This window comes from Pantoea sp. X-Soil-ISGK-421 (assembly GCF_059730785.1).
On record NZ_AP035979.1, the window covers coordinates 3,803,546 to 3,827,684 of the forward strand.

Below are 24,139 nucleotides of genomic sequence, written 5' to 3' on the forward strand. Positions count from 1 at the left end.
ATGTCGCGTGCTCTGAACGGATTGATTCTCCTGGCGCTGTTGCTGCTAGTGGCGCTGCCGCTGCTGTTTATCATGCTGCAAGCGCTGTTTCCCCACTTCAGCGAAGGGAGCTGGCGTGATGCCCTCAGCGCGCTACCGCCGCTGTTGAACGATCCGCAGCTGTCATCTATGTGGCTGGGCACGCTGAAAATCGGCGGCGGCGTGGCGTTGGGCAGTTTGTTGCTGGGCTTACCGCTCGGCGCACTGCGCGGCCTGTTTCGCCTGCCGGGCGCGGCGCTGTGGGATCTGCTATTCCTGATCCCGTTTCTTACACCGCCCTATATCGTGGCGTTGTCATGGACGCTGGCGCTGCAACGCAACGGTTATATCGAACAGCTAACCGGTATCAACTTCGACAGCCTGCTGTTTAGCAGCAGCGGCATGATTCTGGTGATGACGCTCAACATTTTCCCGGTGGTCTATTTCGCGGTTTCACGTTCGCTGCTGGCGAGCGGGCAACGTCTTGCCTGGGTGGCGCGCGTGCACGGCGCATCGGCGTGGCGTGGCTTCTGGCACATCACGCTGCCGCTCACCTTACCGGCGTTGGCGGGTGGTGTGCTGCTGGCGTTCACGCTGGCCATTGAGGAGTATGGCGTGCCCGCCGCGCTCGGTGCGCAGGCCAGGCTGACGCTGATGACCGTTGGCATTGAAACCAAACTCGCCGACTGGCCCATTGATCTGCCCGGCGCGGCGTCGCTCTCATTAATGTTGAGCGTGGTAGCGCTGGCGGCATGGTTGCTGCAGCGCAAACTGACCGGCAGCAGCGATGTGACGGCGGTGAGCGGCAAGCCGGTGAATCAGGAACTGGCGCAGGCCGGCGGCTGGCAAACCTTGCTGCTGCTGCCCTTTGCGCTCACCGTGCTGCTGGCGGTGGTGCTGCCGCTGGGTGCCATGACGTTAAGCGGCCTGCTGAATACGCTTTCAGGCGGCTTACATCTCAATAATTTGACGTTACGCCACTTTGGCGCGCTGTTTAGCCAGCAAGGTGATGCGCTAGCGGCCTTCTCCACCAGTATTGGCCTGGCGCTCGGTGCGGCGCTACTGACCGGCGCGCTGGGCTTTCTGATTGCCTGGCGCGTGTCGGAAGGGAAAACCCGTTTGCTGGCGATGATGGACGGCTTATCACTGCTGCCTGCGGCAATGCCGGGCGTGGTGATCGGCGTGGGGTTAATTCTGCTGTGGAATCGCGGCTTTTGGCCGGTTTCGCCGTATAACACCATCTGGATTCTGCTGCTCTCTTACAGCTGTTTGCTGCTGCCGTGGCCGGTGCGCTATGTCAGTAGCGCATTACGCCAACTGGCACCCACGCTGGAACCGGCCGCGCGCGTTCACGGCGCATCACGTTTGCAGGCGCTGCGCCTGATTGTGCTGCCGCTGGTGGCACCCAGTTTGTTGGCGGCAATGATGATGGTGTTTGCCGTGGCATCGCGCGAACTGGTGACCTCGCTGCTGCTGGCACCGGCGGGCACGCAAACCGTGGCGATCTTCATCTGGCGGCAGTTCGAACAGGGATCCGTAGGACAAGGCATGGCGATGGCGACGGTGACGCTGCTCGCCAGCTTGAGTTTGATGTTAGCGGCGACCACGCTGATGCGGCGCCATGCGAAATAGCCAGACATACCGTAGCGGCGCGATTTATCGCGCATATCACAGGTGATACCGTGCCCATCCTGGCATTGCGCAATAAATTGCGCCGCTACGGATGATGCAGGATGTTGGTTTTTCCATTTATCTTAAAAAACATAAGGTTAATTTTCATCAGCTACACTCTCCTGAGAAAATTTATCTCAGGAGAGAGAATGAATAACCTGCTTCAGGAAAAAATTGGCCAGAACATCCTGGTAAAACTGGCGATGCTGGTGATTATTCTGGCGGGCATTCGCGCCGCCTCGGACATTCTGGTGCCTTTCCTACTGGCTAGCTTTTTAGCCATTGTGCTCAATCCGCTGGTGACGATGTTGATGCGGCGCGGCGTCAAGCGCAGTCTGGCGATCACGTTGGTGATTACGGTGATTTTCATCGTGTTACTGCTGCTGGTGGCGGTACTCGCCAGCTCGGCCAGTGACTTCAGTGATACTTACCCGCAAATTCGTACTCTGCTAGAGCAAAAACTCGCCGTGGTGCAGCATTTTGCCGGTCGTTTTCATATCAATATCTCCACCGATGCACTGGCGGCGCGTCTCGATCCCAACGTCGTAATGAATATGGCCACTACCGTGCTAACGCAACTTTCAGGCGCGATGACCAACGTACTGCTGCTGATTCTCACCGTGGTATTTATGCTGTTTGAAGTGCGCCATCTGCCGTACAAAATGCGTAACGCGATGGTTAATCCGCAGATCCGCATCGCCGGTTTGCACCGTGCGCTGAAAGGCGTGACGCACTATCTGGCGCTGAAAACCCTGGTCAGCTTGATCACTGGCGTGGCCGTTTGGCTGTCGCTGCTGCTGCTCGGCGTAAAGTTCGCGCTGTTCTGGGGCGTGGTGGCGTTCATCCTCAATTTCATCCCTAATATCGGGCCAATCATCGCCGGTATCCCACCGTTTATTCAGGCGCTGGTGCTGAATGATATTTACGATGCCATGTTGGTGGCGGCACTGTTCAGCGCGATTCATATGGTGTTCGGCAATATGCTGGAGCCAAGATTAATGGGCCGAGGGCTGGGTTTATCAACGCTAGTGGTATTTTTGTCGTTGATTTTCTGGGGCTGGCTGCTGGGTCCGGTCGGCATGTTACTGTCGGTGCCGCTCACCAGCGTGACCAAGATTTTGATGGAAACCACGCCGGGCGGCAGCCGGTTGGCGATTATGCTGGGTAATGGTAGGCCGGGTAAGCGGGCGCGATAACAACGAGGTCGCCATGAATGGCGACCCTACGTCCATTATTGCGCGGCGTTAAACACGCTGTTATCGGTTATCGCCTGCACATCGACTCTGTTTGGCAAGATGTTCAACTCGCTGAACAGGTCTGAGACCTTTTGCACCTTCGCCACATCCTCGGGCGTCACGCCGCGCACGCCGTGGGAAATACGCGCAGTGATTTGCTGCGCATCCGCCGGTTGCAGACGCGTGAGCTGCGCATACACCTCGTTGTACTGCTGCGGATGCGCCAGCGCCCACGCACGCGCTTTAGCCAAACGATGGGTGAAATCCGCAATCGCCGCGCGCCTGGCGGGATCGTCGAGCGAACTTTGCGTGGCGGTGACAAACGACAGCGCGGTTGTCAGCCCTTTGCCATCACGCAGCAGTCGCGCGCCATGCTTTTCCGCAATACCTAAATAGGGATCGAAGGTCGCCCACGCGGCAATTTGCCCGGAGTTAAACGCCGCGCTGGCGTCGGTTGGCAACACAAAACGCACCGGCACCGTATCACGCGACACTTTTGCCTCTTCCAGCGCTTCATACAGCAAGTGCTGCGAGATACTGCCCCGCGCCGACGACACCACCACCTGTTTGCCCGCTAGATCCTTCACGCTGTGAATTGGCGAATCAGCGGGCACGATCAGCCCGTTCGAACCGGCATCCCCGACGTTAGTGGCGATGATCTTCAGCGGCACACCGCCGGAAGCCGCCATCAGCACCGGCAAGTCACCGGCGTAGGAGGTATCCACCGCGCCGGCACGCTGCGCTTCAAACAGCGGCGCAGCGCCCTGGAAGTTCGCCCAGCGATAGTGATAAGGCGCATCCTTCATGACGTCCGCCGCTTCTATCAGCGAACGCAGATTGCGTGCCTGATCGCCCAACACCAATGTGACTTTACTCAAATCAGGCGCCGCCTGACTGCCAAACGCCACGCACAGCAGCAGCGCAGAAACTACCGGTTTTATCCATTTCATCGGGGAGGTTCTCAGAGTGCGTTGCGATTAAGCTGGCGGATGTAAGCATCCCAGTGCAGCTGATATTTGCGATTGCGAATGCTGTTATCAAACGCCTGCGCGGCTTTCTCGGAAACCGCATCGGGCAGAATGATCAGATCTGTGCCGCCGGATTGTGCTGCCAGCTGTGCCTGGCAGGCGCGTTCGAGGTAATAGAGGTTGTAGAAAGCTTCTTCGATGCTGCCGCCGCTGGTCAGCAGACCGTGATTGCGCAAGATCAGCGCGTTAAGATCGCCAAGATCAGCGACGATGCGCTGCTGTTCGTCGAGATCCAACGCGATGCCTTCGTAATCGTGATAACCCAGGCGATTGTGGAAACGGGTGCTGTGTTGCGAAATCATCAGCAGGCCGTTTCTCTGCGCTGAAACGCCAATGCCCGCTGCGGTATGGGTATGCAGCACCGCATGGGCATCTGGCCGCGCACGGTGAATCGCGCTGTGAATAACAAATCCGGCAAGGTTAATCCCCAGCCCGGTTGGGTCGTCAATAATATTGCCGTCGATGTCGATTTTCACCAGCGTTTCTGGCTGGATTTCATCAAAGGTTTGCCCGAAAGCGTTGATGAGAAAGTGCGGCTGATCGCCCGGCACGCGCAGGGAAAAATGGGTGTAGATATGATCGGTCCAGCGCAGTTTCGCCGCAAGATGATAAGCCTGCGCCAGCTTGATGCGCGCCTGCCATTCGCCTTCGCTGATACGCTGCCGTAATGATGTGACATCCAGGGTTTCAGTGCTCATTTCCACTCCTCAATTCGGGTCAATGTGCTTACCTAACATCGTGGCATAGCGTTTTTACCGCTGGGAAATGCCAATAACGGCAAAACATTGTCAATAAACGCAAAGCGGGATGGATAATTGACCTACATCAGATGGGATAAATCTTAAATCGTTACCATGCAGCCCCCCATGAAAATGGTATGCTTCTGACGCCGCGATCGCAGCTGATGAGCGTCTTAAACCGACCGAGGATTGTCTGTTGCCACTGAAAAAACGACATCACGATTTTGATTGGGTCTTAATCGTCTGCGCCGGGTTGTTACCGCTGGTGCTCGGCATCCTTTGTACCGCCATCGAAGCGCGCCACACGGTCAGCCAACAGCAGATCTCCACCGCTAATACCCTGCTCACTCAGGCTGAGAAGATGAGCGATAACGCCTGGGATATGATCACTGAGCTGCGCCAGTATCATTACCAGCCTTGTGCGCAAATTGAAGATCAGCTGCAGCGCGCCGGCACGCTCAATCCCTATTTCCGCTCTATAGGGATGCTGAAAGGCGATGACATCAGCTGCTCTTCCGCCTTTGGCCTGAAGCACGGCACGCTAACCGAAATGATGATGCAGCCGCCGCCCATTACCGGCAAAGCCTGGTGGAGTATTTCGGTGCGCGGTACCTACGGAGTACCGAATCGTCCCGCCGTGGTGTTTATGCGCCAGCTTCCCGATACCAGCGGTTTCTGGGCGGTCATCGACGGCCAATATTTGATGGACTTTATGAACGCTATCGGCGGATCGCGTGGCTATCACATGAACCTGCAATTTAGCGGCGGTGCGGTGATTGCCAGCGGATCCAATGACATGCAGCCGAAGCTGTACATGAAAAGTGAATCCTTTCAGACCGAGTCCAGCCGCTATCCCATTACCGTTAATGTGACCGTTCCGGCCGCTGAGTTGCTCAAAGCCTGGCGTCAGGCACTGTTTATCTTCCTACCAATGGCGGCGATTTTCTCGATTCTGCTGATGGTCCTCACTGCCAACTGGTTGCGTCGCCGCATCTCCTGGCACGATGAGATTGGCCGCGCCATCCGCGCCCGGCAGTTTTCGGTACATTATCAGCCGGTTTACAGCACGACATTACAAGCCTGTGCCGGTGCCGAAGCCTTACTGCGCTGGCAACGGCCAAACGGCGACATGATTCGTCCGGATATCTTTATCAGCGCCGCGGAAGCCGAAGGGATGATTGTGCCGCTGACGCAACATCTGCTAGAGCTGATGGCCGAAGATATTCAAAGCTGGCAGGTTGAACCGGGTTTTCACATCGGGCTGAACCTGGCGGCGGAACACCTGCAACATGCCGACTTTGTGGCGGACATTGAGCAGTTTGCTGCACGTATTAAAGACAAGCAGATGTGCATTACGCTGGAACTGACCGAACGTAGCCTGATTGAAGATGGTGAAATGGTGGCGCGCAAACTGCGTCATTTGCGGGCGCAGGGCATGAAGGTGGCGATTGATGATTTCGGCACCGGCCACTGTTCGCTGACTTACCTGCTCACCTTCCCGCTGGATTATCTGAAAATTGATCGCGGCTTTATCAACGCGATTGAAGGCCTCGACGTCGAGACGCCGGTGCTGGATGCCATTATTAATCTCTGCCACAAGCTGGAACTGGACGTGCTCGGTGAAGGCGTAGAGACTGCAACACAATTTGAATACCTGCGGCAGCGTGGTGTGATATTTATTCAGGGCTACTATTATGCCCGTCCGCTGGATAATGACCGGCTGCGTGCCTGGCTCAGCGAGCAAGGGCATAAGCCACTTCTCGTTGAGGAACATCATGAGCCTGAACTGCATCATTCTTGATGATTATCAGAACATCGCCCTAACGCTTGCCGATTGGGCGTCTCTTGAACCATTGGTTCACACCACTTCCCTCTGCTCTCATTACACCGACCAGGATGAACTGGTTAAGCAGATCGTGCAGGCAGATATTCTGGTGGTGATGCGTGAACGTACGCCGCTGAGCGCCGAACTGATTGGCCGTCTGCCTAACCTGAAGATGGTGGTCACCTCCGGAATGCGCAATGCTGCCATCGATTTGCACGCCTGCGCCGAACGCTACATTGCGGTGTGCGGCACCGCCAGCAGCAGCGCGGCACCCATGGAACTGACGTGGGCATTGCTACTGGGGCTGGCGCGCCACATCGTGCCAGAGAATCAGGCGCTGCGCAGTAATGGCGCATGGCAGCACACCTTAGGCATGAGCCTGCAAGGCAAAACGCTCGGATTGCTCGGACTCGGCAAGATAGGCGGCGAAATGGCAAAAGTGGCGCAGGCGTTTGGTATGCGCGTGTGTGCATGGAGCCAGAATTTAACCTCCGAACGGGCCATCGCCTGTGGCGTTGAGCGCATGTCATCGCTGAACGCGCTGCTGAACATCAGCGATGTGGTGTCGATTCATCTGGTGCTTAGCGAGCGTTCACGGCATTTGATGGACGCTGCCGCACTGGGACAAATGAAACCTGGTGCGCTGCTAATTAACACCTCGCGCGCCGGCATTGTCGATCAACCAGCAATGATCGCCGCGCTACAATCGGGCCAGTTAGCCGCTGCGGGATTGGATGTGTTTGAACAAGAACCGCTGCCCGCAGACCATCCGCTGCGTTTGCTGCCGAACGTGCTGGCAACGCCGCATCTTGGCTATGTTGCTGACAGCAATTATCACACCTACTTCACGCAGGCGGTGGAAGATATTCAGGGATGGTTGACGGGTGCGCCGCTGCGCTCACTACTCTGAACGTCCTGCACGACGTTTTTCGGCGATGCGCAACGCCACTTCGAGACTGTCTTCTGCCAGTGCGCTATCAGGAAGAGCGCGTTGCGCGTTAAGACGTTGGCTTATGCGCTCCAGCGTTGGCGTTATTTGCCCAACTAACTGCTGATATTCATCAAGTTGCGTGATGGGTTGGTTACGCGCGATGCTGGTTTGTGTCAGGCGTTGCAGCTGACGAAAGCCGTCCAGCGCCTGACTGGAGAGTAATCCAGCCTGGCGCCAGCTTTTTAGGCGCTGCAACAGTTCATCCGGTTGTTGCACCAACAATGCCAGCTGCGCATCTGCACGCTCGCCACAGTTACTCCACTCAATCGGGTTGCCGGAAACCACAGTATTACGCTGCGCTGTCGGCACAAGATTGATAAGATTCCTTTCTACACTGTCGATCATCGACAGCCAGGGATTCTTATATAACTGGGCGTTTTTCCTCGACATGAACACTCCACCAAAGCAAGGCGGCAGAGTATTACTGAATGTTTACACGCTGGCAAGAGGTGCATATCGCCTCGAATTTTGATAAGTTTTACTTATCTATCTAGCCCGTAATCAGGTATGGCAATAAAGCCGCGGCATGCCAGAATAATTGATTATTTGATCGCCGTTAGGGAGTTGATACATCTGATAATAATCATTGTGGGACTCAAGCGCCGAAGTGAAGAGGATCTGCGCTGCGAGCGCTTCGGGCAGCGTATCATCGGCCATCACCTGAACCTTACGAGTGTTCACTAACATAAAATCGCCCTGACGATGCCAGGTGCTGACCGCAGCTCGGTTCAGCCGATATTGTCGATCTCGCACAGTGACGTTACCGAAGAGCATTGACGTGCCGCTCCCATCCGCTTTAAAGCGAGTGCGTATCGTTGCATTCAGCGAGCCTTCCGGATTCCCCAGATTATCAATACGATAGGGTATTTCACACCATTCCGGCACGGGTTCGGATGGCCGCACCAACAGCACCAACGCCCAGGGAAGAATGAAGGCCACCAAAACCGCGCTAATCCGTAATGATTTACGCATCGGGTAACTCCTGAACAAACACCATCCACGATATGCACTCATTATCCTTTAGTGCGATCGGTCTTGCGCAGAGGAAAGCGCTGGTATGAACACGGGTTCGACTCTGATTGATGTACAGCAGCGCTGGCATTGAGCCATCAGGCATGCGCGGCTTTACATCGTCGAAACGTTGCAGCGCATCGCTAACAACCAAAGAGTGAGTGGAGAAGCTTTCCGCAATAAATATCTGGGTCTGGTCTTGCTGATTATAAAATTTATAGTGCATCCCCCCTTGTTTTACGGGAGCAAATGCCTGGCGCGCCACCAATGCCAGCACCGCATTGAGCAGCAATATGCCCAGTATTATGCCGCGTAACAGCCAGGATTTTTTCTTGACCGCATCGGTGTGAACAACAGGTTTGGGTCGCGCAGTTGCCGACGTTTCCGCTGCGGGAGCAGACGATGCAGCATCATCGGAGGATTCGACGTCCACCTGCTCCGCTAACACGCAACCAATCAGCGGCACCTGGTGAATCAGAGCGCCCGGTGCGTACGCCTGCTGCGCCAGACGATTGATCTCAGTGATGGTCACCGTGAGCCGATCGGCAAATGTCATATTGGAAGGTTCGCGCTGGAACAGCACATGCAGCGCCTGATTGCGCACCAGCTTACCTTGTGCATTCAGCACGCGACGCAATACCGCACTTTGCAACGGACTCAATGCCACGCGTTGTGCAGGAGAATTGAGGGGATAAAACACCTGTTGGTCGGCATCAAAACAGAGACTTTTGGCAAATAAAATAAAGCGCGCCATATGAAACCTGATTTCCAAAAAAGCAACTCACGCAAGTATATGTAGTTTCGCTACATGGCGCACGCTTAGTGCAAATCGCTGGTGGAAAGTCTCAGCTTTTTTTGACGCGTTTAAGGAGGTTAATAGGCCACAGCATTAGCTAAAAAATAGCCAGTTAATGGCGGAAACATGACAAATATCACACAAAATCGGTATACTCTGTCGCGGTTGGCAATCATTACCCCCCTAATAATTGCCGCGCAGGGCAGGGAAAAAATGTTATATCCCCGCTATGCTTTAATTTTCTCAACGCCGCGGACTGTTGGCATTTATTGAGTCCGCAGCGTTGAGGATTTTTCGAATTCCAATACAGGGTATCTGCATGAAACTACGTAGGAAGCGTGTAAAACCTATCGGGATTGATGATGTCACGATTATCGATGACTCCCGTTTACGTAAAGCCATCACCGCGGCTTCGCTGGGCAACGCGATGGAATGGTTTGATTTTGGTGTTTATGGCTTTGTGGCTTATGCACTGGGTAAGGTGTTCTTCCCAGATGCTTCGCCAAGTGTACAGATGATTGCCGCACTAGGTACGTTCTCGGTTCCGTTCCTGATTCGTCCACTCGGTGGTTTATTCTTCGGCATGTTGGGCGATAAATACGGTCGCCAGAAAATCCTTTCTATTACCATCGTCATCATGTCGATCAGTACCTTCTGTATTGGCTTGATACCCTCTTATGCCACAATTGGTATCTGGGCACCGATCCTACTGCTGTTGGCAAAAATGGCGCAGGGCTTTTCGGTCGGCGGTGAATATACCGGCGCATCGATCTTTGTTGCAGAGTACTCGCCTGACCGTAAGCGCGGCTTTATGGGCAGCTGGCTTGATTTCGGCTCCATCGCCGGTTTCGTCCTGGGTGCGGGTGTCGTGGTGCTGATTTCCACCATTATCGGTGAAGAGAAATTCCTCGAATGGGGCTGGCGCATTCCCTTCTTTATCGCGCTGCCGCTAGGCATCATTGGTTTGTATCTGCGTCACGCACTGGAAGAAACCCCAGCGTTCCAGCAGCACGTTGAGAAGCTGGAACAGGGCGACCGTGAAGGTCTGCGCGACGGCCCGAAAGTGTCGTTTAAAGAGATCGCGACCAAACACTGGAAAAGCCTGTTGGCCTGTATCGGTCTGGTGATTGCCACCAACGTGACCTACTACATGCTGCTGACTTACATGCCGAGTTATCTGTCACACAACCTGCACTACTCTGAAGATCATGGCGTATTAATTATTATCGCCATCATGATGGGTATGCTGTTTGTGCAGCCAGTGATGGGCATGTTGAGTGACCGTTTTGGTCGTCGTCCGTTTGTCATCATTGGCTCTATCGCCCTGTTCATCTTCGCGATACCGTCCTTTATGCTGATCAATAGCGGTGTATTGGGCCTGATTTTTGCGGGTCTGCTACTGATGGCGGTGATTCTCAATGCCTTTACCGGTGTGATGGCGTCGTCGCTACCGGCGATGTTCCCCACTCACATTCGCTACAGCGCGTTGGCAAGTGCCTTTAATATCTCGGTGCTGATTGCTGGTTTAACCCCGACACTCGCCGCTTATTTAGTCGAAGCCACTAACAATCTGTATATGCCGGCTTACTATCTGATGGTTGTTGCGGTGATTGGTTTGATTACCGGTATCTACATGAAAGAGACCGCTAACAAGCCGCTGCGCGGCGCGACTCCGGCGGCCTCGGACATGGAAGAGGCGCGTGAAATCCTGCAGGAGCATCACGACAATATCGAGCAAAAAATCGAAGATATTGATGGTGAAATCGCTAAGCTAGAGGCGAAGCGTAAAAACCTGGTGCAGCAGCACCCGGACATCAACGAGTAATCTTCTCCACTCCCGCCGCCCGGCGGGAGTTTTCGTTTCCGCACACAATCCTTCATCCACCGGCGCGAAAAGGGGTAAACTATTGCCACTTTTTTAACCTGTATAAGTTGTAGATCATGTCTGAATTTAATCTGATCCAGCGCCCAAGAAGGCTGCGTAAAAGCGCGTCAATGCGTGAGATGTTCCAGGAATCCAACCTCAGCATCAACGATCTGGCACTGCCGATTTTCGTCGAAGAAGGTGTTGATGATTACGTGCCGATCAACGCCATGCCGGGCGTACGACGTATCCCAGAAAAACGTCTGGCGTATGAGATCGAACGTATTGCCAAAGCGGGCATCCGTTCAGTGATGACCTTCGGCATTTCCCACCATACCGACGCCACCGGCAGCGATGCCTGGAATGAAAACGGTTTAGTGGCGCGCATGGCACGTATCTGCAAAGACACCGTGCCGGAAATGATCGTCATGTCTGACACCTGTTTCTGTGAATACACCAGTCACGGCCATTGCGGCGTGCTGTGCGATCATGGCGTCGATAACGACCAGACGCTGATTAATCTCGGTAAACAAGCCGTTGTTGCTGCACAAGCAGGTGCCGACTTTATCGCACCTTCTGCGGCGATGGATGGCCAGGTTAAAGCCATCCGCCAGGCGCTCGACGCTGCGGGCTTCACCGATACCGCCATCATGTCTTACTCGACTAAGTTCGCATCCTCCTTCTACGGCCCGTTCCGTGAAGCGGCAGGAACCGCGCTGAAGGGCGACCGTAAAACTTACCAGATGAATCCGATGAACCGCCGTGAAGCCTTGCGTGAGTCGCTGCTGGATGAAGCGGAAGGTGCAGATTCACTGATGGTAAAACCGGCGGGTGCCTACCTCGATATCCTGCGCGATATCCGTGAGCGCACCACGTTGCCGCTGGCTGCGTACCAGGTCAGTGGTGAGTACGCGATGATTAAATTCGCGGCACAAGCGGGCGCAATCGACGAACGTAATGTGGTTCTGGAAAGCCTTGGCGCAATTAAACGTGCCGGTGCCGATCTCATTTTCAGCTATTTTGCCCTTGATCTCGCCGAGCAAAAAGTGCTCTGATTATCGTTACGCCTGGCATCGGACATCGCATACCGTTGCCAGGCGCTTTCAGCCTTTGTGGCACAAACACCAGTGTTTCTGTAATTCCATAATTAATAAGAGTAACGCGATGAAAGCACCTGCACTGCCTGCGGACGAGTCACATCGTCTGACCCAGTTACGTGCGCTCAACATTCTGCACACGCCTGCAGAAGAGCGTTTCGACCGATTAACCCGTCTTGCCCGTCGCCTATTTGGCGTGCCGGTGGCGCTCGTCAGCCTAATGGAAGAGGACCATCAATGGTTCAAATCGATTGCCGGGCCGAGTGCGGCAACCGCGCCACGCAATACCTCATTCTGTGGCCACGCCATTCTGCAAGATGATGTGATGGTGGTAGAGAATCCGCTGGATGATGAGCGTTTCCACGACAATCCGCTGGTTAAAGATAACGACAACCCGATACGTTTCTACGCCGGTTGCCCACTGCGCACGCCAGCCGGTGCCAAAGTCGGCACGCTGTGTCTTATCGATCACCACACGCGCGAGTTTAACGCCGACGATATCCACACGCTGCGCGATTTAGCGGCCATGGCGGAAGCAGAACTGGTGGCTTTCCAGACCGCCACTTCGGATGAGCTGACGCAAATTACCAACCGTCGCGGCTTTATGACGCTCGGCCAGCTGGCGCTGAATGAGTGCCAGATCAAGCAGTTACCGGCCAGCCTGACCTTCCTCGATCTCGATCGTTTCAAAGCCATCAACGATACGCTCGGCCATCGCGAAGGCGACCGCGCGCTGATGGACTTTGCCGATGCCATGAAAGTGAGTTTCCGCCATGCGGATATCTTTGCACGTTTAGGTGGCGATGAGTTTGTGGTGCTGTTTAACGGCTTGCAACAAGGCGATGCCGAAGGTGCATTGGCGCGCTTTGATCGTTTCCTACAGCAGCAAACCCAGAATCTGGAGCGTCGCTACGCCCTTCACTTCTCTTCAGGCATTGTTGAGTTTGATCCCGATCATCCGCAATCGCTGGAGCAGTTGCTGGAAGGAAGCGACGAACGCATGTACGCCGCGAAGAACGGTAAAAAGAATCTGAGTTGATTGTGGGTCGCCATCAATGGCGACCATGGGATTAATCACCCTCTAAATCACCGATCAATGTCTGATTAAACTTCTGCGGCTCTTCCATTTGCGGCGCATGTCCCATACCCGGGAATTCAATTAAGTGCGCGCCTGGAATCATCTGTGCGACTTGCTTGCCCAGCAGGTTGTAGTGCCCGAGTTTCGCTTTCACTTCTGGCGAGGCGATATCGCTGCCAATCGCCGTGGTGTCGGCAGTGCCAATCATCAAGGTGGTTGGCACGCGCAAGTCTTTAAACTCGTAATAGACCGGCTGAGTGAAAATCATGTCGTAGATGAGTGCCGAGTTCCACGCCACTTTTGTGTGGCCCGGTCCGCTATTGAGTCCGGCCAGCATATCGACCCATTTGTCATATTCTGGCTTCCACTGGCCGCTGTAATAAGTCTGCTGTTCGTACTTCTTGATGCCCGCCGCATCCAGCTTGAGTTCACGCTGATACCACTGATCCACCGAGCGCCACGGTGCGCCCTTGGCTTTCCAGTCCTCTAAGCCAATGGGATTCACTAATACCAGTTTTTGGGTTTGCTTTGGATACATCAGCGCATAGCGCGTCGCCAGCATGCCGCCGGTGGAATGCCCGATGATAATGGCGTTTTCGATACCCAGCTGCTGCAACAATTGATGGGTATTCTGCGCCAGCTGCTGGAAGGTGTATTGATAGTTGGCAGGTTTAGTTGAGCTGCAGAAACCGATCTGATCCGGAGCAATGACGCGGTAGCCTTTCTGACTCAGTGCTTTAATGGTGTCATCCCAGGTTGCGCCGCAGAAGTTCTTACCGTGCATTAGCACCACCGTTTTGCCATTGGCCTGCTGCGTGGGCTTAATATCCATATAACCCATACTCAGCGCCTGCTGCTGCGATGAGAAATGATAGTGCTGCAGCGGATAGGGATAACTGAACCCTTCTAACTGTTCACCATAGACATTGGCGGCAACGGCCGGTGCGGTGCTGAATAACGCCATCGATGCCAGAAGAGTGGCAAGTGACTGTTTTGGCTTGAAACAAAAAGGCATGTGGCCGTTCCTTAACAGTGAAAACATTCAGTCTGGCACGTAAATCCTGTTTATGTATTGATGGTCTGTGCCGCTGAAATACGCAAAAATTACCGTTAAGCGCTGCAAAGCGATGCGAAATTTGAGTTAATAATCACTTGCGTTATTACGATAAATATTCAACATCATCACAACATGCAAACGTTTATATTCACGAAAATCAAGACCGGTCTTGATGACAAATAAAAAACAGCCGAATCATCAAAAAACTTTACATTAATTGCAGATTGGAAAGGTTAATTAAATTACACTCTTCAGTTGTTAATGGAGAACTACGATGACACAGCAAAAATATAATGAAGGGGTAATTGATTCAGTGACCGAATGGATTATGACTAATCTGGATCAACGTTTGAGCATCGATGATATTGCACTGAAGTCTGGCTATTCCAAATGGTATTTGCAGAAACTCTTCGCCCGCTATCACAACGAAACGCTAGCTCGATATATTCGCAAAAAAAAACTTGTGCACTGTATCAATGACTTAAAATACAGTAATACACCCATAATCGGTCTGGCAGTGAAATACCATTTTGAAAGTCAGCAATCTTTCACGCGTTCATTTAAGCATGTACTGGGCTGTACGCCGCTATTTTGCCGCAAAAGGCAACTTGATGACCAAGCCAGACAAGCTCTGAGCGAAAGTAGCGATCCCTGTGTGCTTTGCCGTCAGGCAGGTTTTGATGCAACGGAACGTAATAAAGATATTATTGCACCTACCGTGCGTAACGATAAATTCGACCCGCGACTTAGCTGTGTCATACGCTAATAAATAGCTAGCTAACTATTTATTAGCGCCTTTAGACATCAACTGATTGATTTATTCCAATTCTATGCTCTATTTAATTAATAAAATGCGGATGGCCTACCATCCGCCTCGGATTTAGTAGCTCGATTTATTCAGCGCCATTGCGCTCTTTTTAAAATGCGCTAATCGACTATCCAGCGCATCGGTATAAAGCATGGTATCCACGCCGACGGCGACAAAGTTGGCCCCCCAACTGATGGCTCGTTCCGCCATGGCCAGATTAACCGCCAGAAAACCTGCGGCTTTTCCCGCGCTGCGGATACGTTGAATACTGTGCTCAATCACTTTCTGCACCTCTGGATGATCCGCATTATCGGGATAGCCCAACGAGGCTGATAAATCCGCCGGGCCGATAAATATTCCGTCTACGCCCTCCACTTCCAGCAATGCATCCAGGTTATCAATCGCGGTTTTGCTCTCGGCCTGAATCAGCAGACACAGCTCTTCATTGGCGCGCGCCATATAATTTTCCACCCGTCCCCAACGTGCTGCCCGCGCGACACCCGCGCCAACGCCGCGTGTGCCATAAGGCGGATAGCGCGTTGCCTTAACCAGCGCCTGCGCCTGCTCGGCGGTGTCGATCATCGGCACCAGCAAGGTACGTGCGCCGATATCCAGCACCTGCTTGATGAGCGCCGTCTGGAATTCGATTGGGCGAATCACCGGCTGACTGCGATAAGGCGCGATGGCCTGCAGTTGGTGATAGAGATCCTGCACGGTATTCGGTGCATGTTCGCCATCAATCAACAGCCAGTCGTAGCCGCTGGTAGCGGCAATTTCGGCCAGATATGACGATGTACTGCTCAGCCACAGGCCAATTTGCGTTTCGCCTTTAGCCAATCCGGCTTTGAACGGATTTTTCAACGGATCCTGCATACATCCTCCTTTTTTAATGACTTGTCTGTGGGGATTGCGGCAATGGGCGATCCACTTTCAGACTCAGAATAATCAGCGAGCCGATGGCGGCAATCAGCGCCAATGCCAGTAATCCGGCGCTGCTGCTGTTAAATTGCATCTCAGCGTTAACGCGAATCAGCGGTGCAAGGAAACCGCCGACAGCACCAAACAAGTTGACGAAGCCAATGCCTGCCGCCAGCGCGGTGCCGGACAGCAATTGGGTTGGCATGGTCCAGAACACCGGCTGCACCGCAATAAAACCAACGGCCGCAACGCTAAGCGCAATAATGGCCAGCAAAGGTGAAACCAGGCCGGAAAGACCGATACCCAACGCGGCGGCCAGCAAGGTAAACGCCGCCACCCGACGCCGCTCGCCGCTACGATCGGAGTAACGTGGAATCAGCCAGGTACCGAACAACGCAGCCACCCACGGAATTGCCGCCACCAGCGAGGCGAGGAAACCCACTTTGGTACCAATCAGCGCCGCCACCTGAGAAGGCAGGAAGAAGATCAGGCCGTATACCGCGATTTGGATGGTCATATAGATAATGGCAAGCTGCCAGACGCGACCATTGCGCAGCGCATCACGCAGGTGTGCGGTGGGCTTTTGCTGCTCTTCACTCTCCAGCTGACGTTGCAGCGCCTGCTTCTCTTCTGCGCTGAGAAAACGCGCTTTTGCCGGGGTATCGTCGATATAGCTAAAGGTGAAAATACCCGCCGCCACAGCCAGCAGCCCTTCGATGATAAACATCCAGAACCAGCCAGGATGTCCCAGCACGCCATGCATTTCCAGCAGTGCGCCAGAGAGCGGCGAACCCAACGTCAAGGCCAACGGCGCGCCCATATAGAACAGCCCCATTACGCTGGCACGCTGCTGCTGCGGGAACCACAGCGAAGTCAGATAGATCATGCCGGGAAAGAAGCCCGCTTCGGCAGCACCGAGCAAGGTACGCACCAGTAAAAACTTCGCTTAGGTATCGGCAAACGCCATCGCCGCTGAGAGAAAGCCCCACAGCAGCGTGGTGGTGCCAATCCAGCTGCGGGCACCAAAACGGCGCATTAGCAGATTAGCCGGAACGCCAAGGAGCGCGTAAACCACAAAAAAGATGCCGGCACCTAATGCGTAGGCTTCGTTACTCAGCCCGGTATCGAGTTGGTAAGCCTCTTTGGCGAAACCAATATTGGCGCGGTCGAGGAATGCCAACACGTAGAGCATCAGCATGAAAGGAATGAGACGTGCGCGGTTTTTCTTTACCGCGCTTAACACCAGATTATCCATGAGAAAAACCCTCACCAGCGGCTGCGACGTCATGCCGCAGCCGCTGCGATTTAGTGTTGATAAGGACGTTTCAGGCCATCGCGGTTCAATTCCACACCGAAGCCCGGTTTATCCAGCACGGATTTGTGCATGCGGCCATTCACCGGCACCGGCTCGTTAATCAGCAGCGGATCAAACTGCGGACGGAGCGTGCTGCAATCCGGGCTGGTCATCAGGAATTCACTGAATGGGCTGTTGGTGAAGGTGATGACTGCGTGATGCGAGTAAACCGAAGATCCATGCGGCACCACCAGCTGGCCGCGTGATTTCGCCAGCGCAGCCACCTCCACCAGCGTGGTCAGGCCGCCGCACCAACCCACGTCAGGCTGCAAGATATCAATGCCGGTTTCTGCCAGGGTGCGGAACGATTGCAGCGTGCCGTGGTGTTCGCCGCTGGTAATCAACATGCCCTGCGGCGCCTGCTGTTTCAGTTGCGCATAGCCTTCGAATTGCTGTGGCGGCAAACACTCTTCCAGCCACTTAACGTTATAAGGCGCACAACCGTGTGCCAGTTTGGTAGCGAAATTGACGTCCTGACTCATCCAGCAGTCGAGCATCAGCCAGAAATCCGGGCCGCAGGTTTCACGATAGTGAGCGATGCGCGCCACCTCTTTGCGAATACCTTCGTCGCCATCGTGCGGTCCCCACTGCACCGCCATTTTTCCGCCGATGAAGCCCAATTTTTGCGCCAGGTCGGGTCGTGCACCGGTAGCGTAGAACTGCAATTCATCGCGCACCGCGCCGCCCAACAGCTTGTACACCGGCAGATCGGTGACTTTACCGAACAGATCCCACAGCGCTAAATCCACACATGAAATGGTGTTCATGACCAATCCGCCGGAGCCGGCGTAATACATGGTGGCGTTCATCATCTGATCATGGATTAGCTTGATATCGCTGACACAGCGCCCTTCCAGGAAGCGATTCAGATGTTTTTCCACGATGAAGCAACCCATTTCACCGCCGGTGGTAATCGCAAAACCGGTCTGGCCGTTATCGGCTTCCACTTCGACAATTAACGTCCCTAATACGTTGATGCCGAAGGATTGGCGTGACTGCTCATACTGCTTGTATTTACTCATTGGCGTGGCGACGTGATCGTCAATCCAGTGATTGGCACCTTGATCGTGATAATCACCACCAGCCGCCGCTTTATCGGCCGTTGCGCCACCGGCAAAGTAGGCGCGGACTGTTTTAATTTTAGGTAAGGACATGGTCTTCTCCTGGTTACGAGGCGTGTTTTTCCGCCGGGCTACGCCAGCCCAGCAGACGGGAAATGTCGCGGGCGCAGGCAATCGCCTGACCTGCGAGGTAATCGCGCTTGTCATCGTCAATGTCGAGCCGGGTGCCAACCAGCGAAATGGCGGCGACTAACTGCTCGCGAACGTTGAAAATCGGTGCCGCCACACAGCGCACATCGGGATAATCCTCGCCGTTATCAAAGCTCCAGCCCTGACGACGTATACGTGCTAACTCGGTGCGCAAAGCGTCGGCGCTTCGTAGCGACGTTGGCGTTACCGCCACAAAGCGCATGTCATTAATGATGCGTTCTTGCTCTTCGGGCCGTTGCCAGGCCAGCAGGCATTTACCAATGCCCGAGCGATACAGCGACAGGCTTTTTCCTTCGTGCGAGCGCACGCTGATGGTGGCGGCAGATTCGAGTTTGAGGATGTAACAGGCGTGGCCACCATCGAGGATGCCGAGGTGGCACAGCAGATTGGTTTGCTGCATTAAGCGGGTCAGACGGGGACGCGCGATATCACGAATATCCATGTGCTGCAGTGCATGACCGGCAAACTCCACCAGCCGGGTCCACAGGCAATAGTTGTTGTTGCGATCAATGGTTATCAGACGCTGTTTTTTTAGCTCAGCGAACAGCAGATAGGCGCTGCTTTTTGGCAGCGTCAGCGCTTCAATGATCTCGGCGGCGCTGCAGGGCCCGTGCTGCGCAATAAAGTCGAGAATCGCAATCGCGCGCGTCAGGGCGGGGACAGGCGTAATTTCCAACATGCTGGACTCCAGTCTGATTATCTGGAGGGCAGTGTTGTGGTTTTAGCGCGGCATAAGTGTGCGCCGCATCAAATTACACGGCGTAAAGCGTATCTGGCGGAAGTGTTAATGTGGGAATGTGAATCGCACCGCGCTGCGAGTACAGCCGACTGTACTCGGCTGCGGTGGAGAGATTTAAGAGAAGATGTATTTGATTGCCGCTATGACCATGGTGGTGGCCATCACCATTAACAGGCGCTTTATCCAGCGCATGTCGGTTTTAAGAACATTGATGTCCCTTTCAATGACTTCAAGACGAGCTTCTACCTTATCAAGTCGAGCTTCCACCTTATCAAGTCGGGCTTCAATCTTATCAAGTCGTAGCTCAACTTTATTAAGGCGCCCATCCAGCTCTTTAATCGCACCGCTGAGCCTAATATCCAGCTCTTTGACCACACCGCTAAGCCTATCGTCCAGCTCTTTAATCGCTCCAGTTAGCCTGATATCCAACTCTTTGACCGCACCGCTAAGCCGATCGTCCAGCTCTTTAATCGCTCCACTCAGCCTAATATCCAACTCTTTGACCGCACCGCTAAGCCTATCGTCCAGCTCTTTAATACTTCCGCTTATCCCTTCGCCGGCCTGCATCAGATCGGCACGCGATAACGCATTATCCTGCTGCATCTCAGTAAAAATCTCGACCATGGCTTCAGCTTGTTGATCGCTGACGCCGGCCAGTTGCAGCGCTTTAAAGGCTTTATGTGTATTCATCATCGCGAGTGTCATCCGTGAAGCTCCTGAGTTGATGTGGCGCGTATGCCAACATCATGCCCAGCGAGCAATTATTGCACCATGTGACTGTTGATATTTTGCGCTGCGCTACGAAAAATATCAATTAGTACAACAAGTAACGTACATGCGGATGCAAAACGGCTCGCAAAACTCTCGCCAGGATCGGCCGCGAAAGGTTTTGCGATATTGCAGCGGAGAGGTGTTGAGTTGCTTCTTGAAATGCCGGCGCAGCATTAGCGGTTTCGCCGAGTTCCACAAAGATTTAAGCCCGCTCAAGGTGACTGCGTGATCAGCAAAGCTACGCCAGGTTCATTTGTTGGCACGGATTTGCAGCAAGCCGCGCTGGCGGGGGTTGCAGATGTGTTTGCTGAAATTAAAACCACCGATCAGGTATTAGCGCTGCCGGTACATTAATTACTGCACCGGCTGGCCGGGCAGCAGTTTCTCAGACATTACACGGCGGCAGGATAAGCCATCCTGCCGCGCTTGCTGCTGTTGTTGCGGAGATAAATCCTGCCAAACCCTGTGCAGATGATCGGCCAGACCACGTTGGAAATGGATCTTCTGCAACGCGTAATCCGAATTGCTGCCTTCAATAATCTGCTGCATATCCTGCGACGTGTTACCGCGCCCATCGTGCGTCAGGGTGCAGAACATGGCGATGTAATAGCCTTTGTCCTCATCGCTGTAATGCGGCATCAGCCACCAGACAACCGCACTCATCACGATCAGCAACGGCAGGAGGAATTTGATTTTCAACATAAGGCGAGTCACCCGCTGGAGTGTAAAGCGCGCGATAGTAGCAGAATGCGCGGGCGTGACCTATTCAGCATGCTTAAAGCGCCTGCGCACACGCCCAGGCCGAGCTCCATGCCCACTGGAAGTTATAGCCGCCCAACCAACCGGTGACATCCACCACTTCGCCGATAAAGAATAAGCCCGGCACATCGCGCGCTTCCATGGTTTTCGACGATAGCTGCGTGGTGTCGACGCCGCCCAGCGTTACTTCGGCAGTGCGGTAACCTTCGGTGCCGTTCGGCTGCACGCGCCATTGATGCAGCGTGCTGACCAGTTCGCCCTGCTGCTTGCTGTTCAGCTGCTTCAGCGTGACATCGGGAATCTGCTTCAGCTCCTGCAGCACTTCCACCAAACGTTTTGGCAGAATCTTCGCCAGGCTGTTTTTCAGGCTAAGATTGGGGTGCGCCTCGCGCTGCACATTAATGAAATCATCCAGCGAAGTAGCGGGTGACAAATCAATGGTGACGAATTCGCCCGGTTGCCAATAGCTGGAGATTTGCAGCACAGCAGGACCCGACAAGCCGCGATGGGTAAACAGCATCGCTTCTTTAAATAAGGTGCCGTCCTGCGCAGTGATCGTGGTCGGCAATGCTACGCCCGACAGCGTATTGAGCTGTTCAAGCAGCGGTTTATGCAAGGTGAAAGGCACCAATGCCGCGCGCGTTGGAAACACTTTCAGGCCGAACTGTTCCGCCACTTTGTAACCAAATGGCGTAGCGCCGAGGCCGGGCATCGAGAGTCCGCCGCTGGCAATGACCAGCTTCTCCGCCTGCACCGCCGTGCCGTTAAGCTGCAAAGTGTAGCCGCTGTCGTCGCGCTCAACGCTCAGCACTTCACTGCGCAAGCGCAGCGTTACCTGCCCGGCATCACACTCTTTCAACAGCAGATCGACAATCTGCTGTGCGGAGTCATCGCAGAACAATTGCCCAAGCGTTTTTTCGTGCCAGGCAATGCCGTGCCGATTAACCAGATCGATGAAATCCCACTGGTTGTAACGTGCCAGCGCCGATTTACAGAAATGGGGATTGTGCGACAGATACGCCGCCGGCTCGGTATGCATGTTGGTGAAGTTGCAGCGACCGCCGCCTGACATCAAAATCTTGCGGCCCGCTTTTTTGCCGTTATCCAGCAGCAACACGCGACGACCCAATTGCCCTGCCTGCGCCGCACAGAACATGCCGGCTGCGCCTGCACCAATAATGATAACGTCAAACTTTTCCACTGCTTTACCCAACCTGTCCGAAAGGCGCTGATTGTAGAGATCTGCGGCTTTTAGCGCCAGCTTCAAAAAAACACCGCAAATGTGTCATAATGTAACTCACTAATTTTTCGCTATTTTCAGCTAAATCTATACGCAGCATTACAATTTTAAGACAATAAAGAGCTATATTTTTCTTTCATATCGCGCACGTTGTCGCAGATAATGCGCCGCGTTCATGTCCTCCCAAAATGGCGTAACGTTTATGCTACATCTGTTTGCTGGTCTCGACCTCAGTACCAGCCTGTTACTGATTCTTGCTCTGCTGTTTGTATTGTTCTATGAAGCAATCAACGGTTTCCACGACACTGCTAACGCGGTCGCGACTGTCATTTATACGCGTGCGATGCGGGCGCAACTGGCAGTGGTTATGGCGGGTGTTTTCAATTTCCTGGGTGTTTTGCTTGGTGGATTGAGCGTGGCGTATGCCATCGTTCACATGCTTCCAACCGATTTACTGTTGAATGTCGGTTCGGCACACGGTCTTGCCATGGTGTTCTCCATGCTGCTGGCCGCGATTATCTGGAACCTTGGCACCTGGTATTTGGGTTTGCCGGCCTCCAGTTCTCACACCTTGATTGGCGCTATCATCGGTATTGGTCTCACCAACGCCCTGATGACCGGCACCTCGGTGGTTGATGCGCTCAACCTGCCGAAAGTCATCAACATCTTCATGTCCCTGATTCTTTCACCGATTGTGGGTCTGGTGATTGCAGGCGGTCTGATCTTTATCCTGCGTCGCTACTGGAGTGGAACCAAGAAACGTTCACGCATCCACATGACGCCCGCTGACCGTGAAAAGATTGATGGCAAGAAAAAGCCACCGTTCTGGACGCGCATTGCCCTGATCGTTTCGGCGATTGGCGTGAGCTACTCCCACGGCGCAAATGATGGTCAGAAAGGCATTGGCCTGATTATGCTGGTGCTGATCGGCGTAGCGCCGGCGGGTTTTGTGGTTAACCTGAACGCGTCCGGTTATGACATCACTCGCACGCGTGACGCAGTAAACCATCTGGAACAGTATTATCAGCAACACAACGAGTCGCTGACGCACATGGTGCAGATGGCGCCGCCTGTGGTACCCACGCCAGATGAGTCGCTTGGCGGTCCGCAGGAGTTCCATTGCGATAGCAGCCGTGCGTTGCAGGCCATCGATCGCGCTCAGCTGCTGCTGAACAATCTGCAGAGCTACGATCAGCTGAATGTTGACCAACGCAGCCAGATGCGTCGTCTGCTGCTGTGCGTGTCCGATACCGTGGATAAAGTGGCCAAGCTGCCTGAGACCAGCGCGGAAGATAAGCGCTTCCTCAACAAGCTGAAAAGCGATTTGCTCGGCACCGTTGAGTACGCACCGATCTGGATTATTGTGGCTGTCGCGCTGGCGCTGGGCATCGGTACCATGATTGGCTGGCGTCGTGTTGCCACCACGATTGGTGAGAAAATCGGTAAAAAAGGCATGACCTATGCGCAAGGTATGTCGGCGCAGGTGACAGCCGCCGTCTCGATTGGCGTGGCCAGCTACACCGGTATGCCCGTTTCTACCACGCACATTCTGTCGTCGTCGGTAGCCGGTACGATGCTGGTCGATGGCGGTGGATTGCAGAGCCGCACCATCAAAAATATCGCTATGGCGTGGGTATTCACCCTGCCAGTGTGTATTTTGCTGTCGGGTTCGCTCTACTGGATTGCATTGAAGTTAATTTGATGGATACCCTAAATAATTCGAATTGCAGGAAGGCAGCAAGTGGGTGAATCCCCAAGAGCTTACTGAAGTAAGTGACTGGGGTAAACACACGCAGCTAACGCAGCGGCAACTCGAAGTATGACGGGTATCAGGGCGACAGTGATGTCGCCCTTTTTTATTGCCGTTA

General features: G+C 54.0%; 21 protein-coding genes and 2 pseudogenes. 10 read left to right on the top strand and 13 right to left on the bottom strand.

The annotated features are described in order from the left end of the window. Both AC6I8K_RS17625 and AC6I8K_RS17630 read left to right on the top strand, forming a co-directional pair. Window positions 1-1,650 (top strand): ABC transporter permease, encoded by a 1,650-nt coding sequence (locus AC6I8K_RS17625; RefSeq protein ID WP_497827137.1) that lies wholly within the window; start codon window positions 1-3, stop codon window positions 1,648-1,650. A 188-nt stretch (window positions 1,651-1,838) separates the two neighbouring features. Continuing rightward, the gene (locus AC6I8K_RS17630) at window positions 1,839-2,885 is read left to right on the top strand and encodes an AI-2E family transporter (RefSeq protein ID WP_064741254.1); all 1,047 of its coding nucleotides are present in this window, start codon (window positions 1,839-1,841) and stop codon (window positions 2,883-2,885) included. Between the two features lie 35 nt (window positions 2,886-2,920). Here AC6I8K_RS17630 and AC6I8K_RS17635 read toward each other — a convergent pair whose 3' ends face one another. Further along, window positions 2,921-3,874: an ABC transporter substrate-binding protein gene (locus tag AC6I8K_RS17635; RefSeq protein WP_497827138.1), complete on the bottom strand. Its 954-nt coding sequence runs from the start codon at window positions 3,872-3,874 to the stop codon at window positions 2,921-2,923. An 11-nt stretch (window positions 3,875-3,885) separates the two neighbouring features. Then, the gene (locus AC6I8K_RS17640; protein ID WP_483816371.1) at window positions 3,886-4,650 is read right to left on the bottom strand and encodes a class II aldolase/adducin family protein; all 765 of its coding nucleotides are present in this window, start codon (window positions 4,648-4,650) and stop codon (window positions 3,886-3,888) included. Between the two features lie 238 nt (window positions 4,651-4,888). Between AC6I8K_RS17640 and AC6I8K_RS17645 the strand changes: the two genes are divergently transcribed. Together AC6I8K_RS17645 and AC6I8K_RS17650 are read left to right on the top strand one after the other, a co-directional pair. Next, a complete protein-coding gene (locus tag AC6I8K_RS17645; RefSeq protein WP_483816372.1) occupies window positions 4,889-6,493 on the top strand; it encodes an EAL domain-containing protein in 1,605 nt (534 codons plus the stop codon). Beyond that, the gene (locus AC6I8K_RS17650) at window positions 6,468-7,427 is read left to right on the top strand and encodes a D-2-hydroxyacid dehydrogenase family protein (RefSeq protein ID WP_497827139.1); all 960 of its coding nucleotides are present in this window, start codon (window positions 6,468-6,470) and stop codon (window positions 7,425-7,427) included. The genes AC6I8K_RS17645 and AC6I8K_RS17650 overlap by 26 nt, the downstream gene beginning before the upstream one ends. Here the strand turns inward: AC6I8K_RS17650 and AC6I8K_RS17655 are convergent. From AC6I8K_RS17655 to AC6I8K_RS17665, 3 genes are all read right to left on the bottom strand, one after another. Beyond that, window positions 7,419-7,898 carry a hypothetical protein gene (locus AC6I8K_RS17655; RefSeq protein ID WP_483816374.1) on the bottom strand — a complete coding sequence of 160 codons (480 nt, stop codon included), beginning with the start codon at window positions 7,896-7,898 and terminating at the stop codon, window positions 7,419-7,421. The two genes, AC6I8K_RS17650 and AC6I8K_RS17655, sit on opposite strands and share 9 nt — an antisense overlap. A gap of 111 nt (window positions 7,899-8,009) precedes the next feature. Next, a complete protein-coding gene (locus AC6I8K_RS17660; protein ID WP_497827140.1) occupies window positions 8,010-8,480 on the bottom strand; it encodes a hypothetical protein in 471 nt (156 codons plus the stop codon). Continuing rightward, complete coding sequence (locus tag AC6I8K_RS17665; protein ID WP_497827141.1) at window positions 8,473-9,273, bottom strand: hypothetical protein; 801 nt, start codon at window positions 9,271-9,273, stop codon at window positions 8,473-8,475. Before AC6I8K_RS17665 ends, AC6I8K_RS17660 begins: the two co-directional genes overlap by 8 nt. Before the next feature lie 361 nt (window positions 9,274-9,634). On the opposite strand from AC6I8K_RS17665, the gene proP reads away from it, so the two are divergent. The 3 genes from proP to AC6I8K_RS17680 all read left to right on the top strand — a co-directional run bounded on the left by proP (window position 9,635) and on the right by AC6I8K_RS17680 (window position 13,315). After that, window positions 9,635-11,140 carry a glycine betaine/L-proline transporter ProP gene (proP, locus tag AC6I8K_RS17670; RefSeq protein WP_483816377.1) on the top strand — a complete coding sequence of 502 codons (1,506 nt, stop codon included), beginning with the start codon at window positions 9,635-9,637 and terminating at the stop codon, window positions 11,138-11,140. A gap of 116 nt (window positions 11,141-11,256) precedes the next feature. Further along, window positions 11,257-12,234 (top strand): porphobilinogen synthase, encoded by a 978-nt coding sequence (gene hemB / locus AC6I8K_RS17675; RefSeq protein ID WP_064741263.1) that lies wholly within the window; start codon window positions 11,257-11,259, stop codon window positions 12,232-12,234. Between the two features lie 109 nt (window positions 12,235-12,343). Then, window positions 12,344-13,315: a GGDEF domain-containing protein gene (locus tag AC6I8K_RS17680; protein WP_497827142.1), complete on the top strand. Its 972-nt coding sequence runs from the start codon at window positions 12,344-12,346 to the stop codon at window positions 13,313-13,315. 31 nt (window positions 13,316-13,346) lie between these two features. On the opposite strand, the gene AC6I8K_RS17685 is transcribed toward AC6I8K_RS17680, so the two are convergent. After that, window positions 13,347-14,369, bottom strand: coding sequence for an alpha/beta fold hydrolase (locus AC6I8K_RS17685; protein ID WP_497827143.1), 1,023 nt, complete (start codon window positions 14,367-14,369; stop codon window positions 13,347-13,349). Between the two features lie 316 nt (window positions 14,370-14,685). Here AC6I8K_RS17685 and AC6I8K_RS17690 point away from each other — a divergent pair, with 316 nt between their 5' ends. Then, window positions 14,686-15,177: a helix-turn-helix domain-containing protein gene (locus tag AC6I8K_RS17690; protein ID WP_483816380.1), complete on the top strand. Its 492-nt coding sequence runs from the start codon at window positions 14,686-14,688 to the stop codon at window positions 15,175-15,177. Window positions 15,178-15,291: 114 nt separating this feature from the next. Here the strand turns inward: AC6I8K_RS17690 and yfaU are convergent, their stop codons facing one another. From yfaU to AC6I8K_RS17715, 5 genes and pseudogenes are all read right to left on the bottom strand, one after another. Then, entirely contained in the window at window positions 15,292-16,092 is an 801-nt protein-coding gene (gene yfaU, locus AC6I8K_RS17695) for a 2-keto-3-deoxy-L-rhamnonate aldolase (protein WP_483816381.1), read from the bottom strand. Window positions 16,093-16,105: 13 nt separating this feature from the next. Next, window positions 16,106-17,392 (bottom strand): annotated as a pseudogene (locus AC6I8K_RS17700) (MFS transporter). A gap of 50 nt (window positions 17,393-17,442) precedes the next feature. Further along, window positions 17,443-18,645 carry an L-rhamnonate dehydratase gene (gene rhmD, locus AC6I8K_RS17705; protein WP_483816383.1) on the bottom strand — a complete coding sequence of 401 codons (1,203 nt, stop codon included), beginning with the start codon at window positions 18,643-18,645 and terminating at the stop codon, window positions 17,443-17,445. Between the two features lie 13 nt (window positions 18,646-18,658). Then, the gene (locus tag AC6I8K_RS17710) at window positions 18,659-19,441 is read right to left on the bottom strand and encodes an IclR family transcriptional regulator (protein WP_064741270.1); all 783 of its coding nucleotides are present in this window, start codon (window positions 19,439-19,441) and stop codon (window positions 18,659-18,661) included. Window positions 19,442-19,615: 174 nt separating this feature from the next. Beyond that, a complete protein-coding gene (locus tag AC6I8K_RS17715; protein WP_483816384.1) occupies window positions 19,616-20,206 on the bottom strand; it encodes a hemolysin XhlA family protein in 591 nt (196 codons plus the stop codon). A 241-nt stretch (window positions 20,207-20,447) separates the two neighbouring features. Here AC6I8K_RS17715 and AC6I8K_RS17720 point away from each other — a divergent pair. Then, a pseudogene (locus AC6I8K_RS17720) lies at window positions 20,448-20,626 on the top strand (cysteine hydrolase); the annotation flags it as partial. Here the strand turns inward: AC6I8K_RS17720 and AC6I8K_RS17725 are convergent. Both AC6I8K_RS17725 and AC6I8K_RS17730 read right to left on the bottom strand, forming a co-directional pair. After that, on the bottom strand, window positions 20,627-20,974 hold the full coding sequence (locus AC6I8K_RS17725; RefSeq protein ID WP_483816385.1) for a hypothetical protein: 348 nt from the start codon (window positions 20,972-20,974) through the stop codon (window positions 20,627-20,629). A gap of 73 nt (window positions 20,975-21,047) precedes the next feature. Beyond that, window positions 21,048-22,232, bottom strand: coding sequence for a BaiN/RdsA family NAD(P)/FAD-dependent oxidoreductase (locus tag AC6I8K_RS17730; protein WP_483817930.1), 1,185 nt, complete (start codon window positions 22,230-22,232; stop codon window positions 21,048-21,050). 241 nt (window positions 22,233-22,473) lie between these two features. Here AC6I8K_RS17730 and pitA point away from each other — a divergent pair, with 241 nt between their 5' ends. After that, window positions 22,474-23,973, top strand: coding sequence for an inorganic phosphate transporter PitA (gene pitA / locus AC6I8K_RS17735; protein ID WP_155726429.1), 1,500 nt, complete (start codon window positions 22,474-22,476; stop codon window positions 23,971-23,973). Window positions 23,974-24,139 lie beyond the last annotated feature (166 nt).

Bases quoted from the DNA above. Each gene is read 5' to 3' on its own strand.
- hemB (WP_064741263.1), top strand. From the start codon at position 11,257: ATGTCTGAATTTAATCTGATCCAGCGCCCAAGAAGGCTGCGTAAAAGC.
- AC6I8K_RS17685 (WP_497827143.1), bottom strand. From the start codon at position 14,369: ATGCCTTTTTGTTTCAAGCCAAAACAGTCACTTGCCACTCTTCTGGCA.
- proP (WP_483816377.1), top strand. From the start codon at position 9,635: ATGAAACTACGTAGGAAGCGTGTAAAACCTATCGGGATTGATGATGTC.
- AC6I8K_RS17635 (WP_497827138.1), bottom strand. From the start codon at position 3,874: ATGAAATGGATAAAACCGGTAGTTTCTGCGCTGCTGCTGTGCGTGGCG.
- AC6I8K_RS17725 (WP_483816385.1), bottom strand. From the start codon at position 20,974: ATGTTGAAAATCAAATTCCTCCTGCCGTTGCTGATCGTGATGAGTGCG.
- AC6I8K_RS17715 (WP_483816384.1), bottom strand. From the start codon at position 20,206: ATGACACTCGCGATGATGAATACACATAAAGCCTTTAAAGCGCTGCAA.
- AC6I8K_RS17630 (WP_064741254.1), top strand. From the start codon at position 1,839: ATGAATAACCTGCTTCAGGAAAAAATTGGCCAGAACATCCTGGTAAAA.
- AC6I8K_RS17650 (WP_497827139.1), top strand. From the start codon at position 6,468: ATGAGCCTGAACTGCATCATTCTTGATGATTATCAGAACATCGCCCTA.
- AC6I8K_RS17680 (WP_497827142.1), top strand. From the start codon at position 12,344: ATGAAAGCACCTGCACTGCCTGCGGACGAGTCACATCGTCTGACCCAG.
- yfaU (WP_483816381.1), bottom strand. From the start codon at position 16,092: ATGCAGGATCCGTTGAAAAATCCGTTCAAAGCCGGATTGGCTAAAGGC.
- rhmD (WP_483816383.1), bottom strand. From the start codon at position 18,645: ATGTCCTTACCTAAAATTAAAACAGTCCGCGCCTACTTTGCCGGTGGC.
- AC6I8K_RS17660 (WP_497827140.1), bottom strand. From the start codon at position 8,480: ATGCGTAAATCATTACGGATTAGCGCGGTTTTGGTGGCCTTCATTCTT.
- AC6I8K_RS17665 (WP_497827141.1), bottom strand. From the start codon at position 9,273: ATGGCGCGCTTTATTTTATTTGCCAAAAGTCTCTGTTTTGATGCCGAC.
- AC6I8K_RS17710 (WP_064741270.1), bottom strand. From the start codon at position 19,441: ATGTTGGAAATTACGCCTGTCCCCGCCCTGACGCGCGCGATTGCGATT.
- AC6I8K_RS17625 (WP_497827137.1), top strand. From the start codon at position 1: ATGTCGCGTGCTCTGAACGGATTGATTCTCCTGGCGCTGTTGCTGCTA.
- AC6I8K_RS17655 (WP_483816374.1), bottom strand. From the start codon at position 7,898: ATGTCGAGGAAAAACGCCCAGTTATATAAGAATCCCTGGCTGTCGATG.
- AC6I8K_RS17640 (WP_483816371.1), bottom strand. From the start codon at position 4,650: ATGAGCACTGAAACCCTGGATGTCACATCATTACGGCAGCGTATCAGC.
- AC6I8K_RS17690 (WP_483816380.1), top strand. From the start codon at position 14,686: ATGACACAGCAAAAATATAATGAAGGGGTAATTGATTCAGTGACCGAA.
- pitA (WP_155726429.1), top strand. From the start codon at position 22,474: ATGCTACATCTGTTTGCTGGTCTCGACCTCAGTACCAGCCTGTTACTG.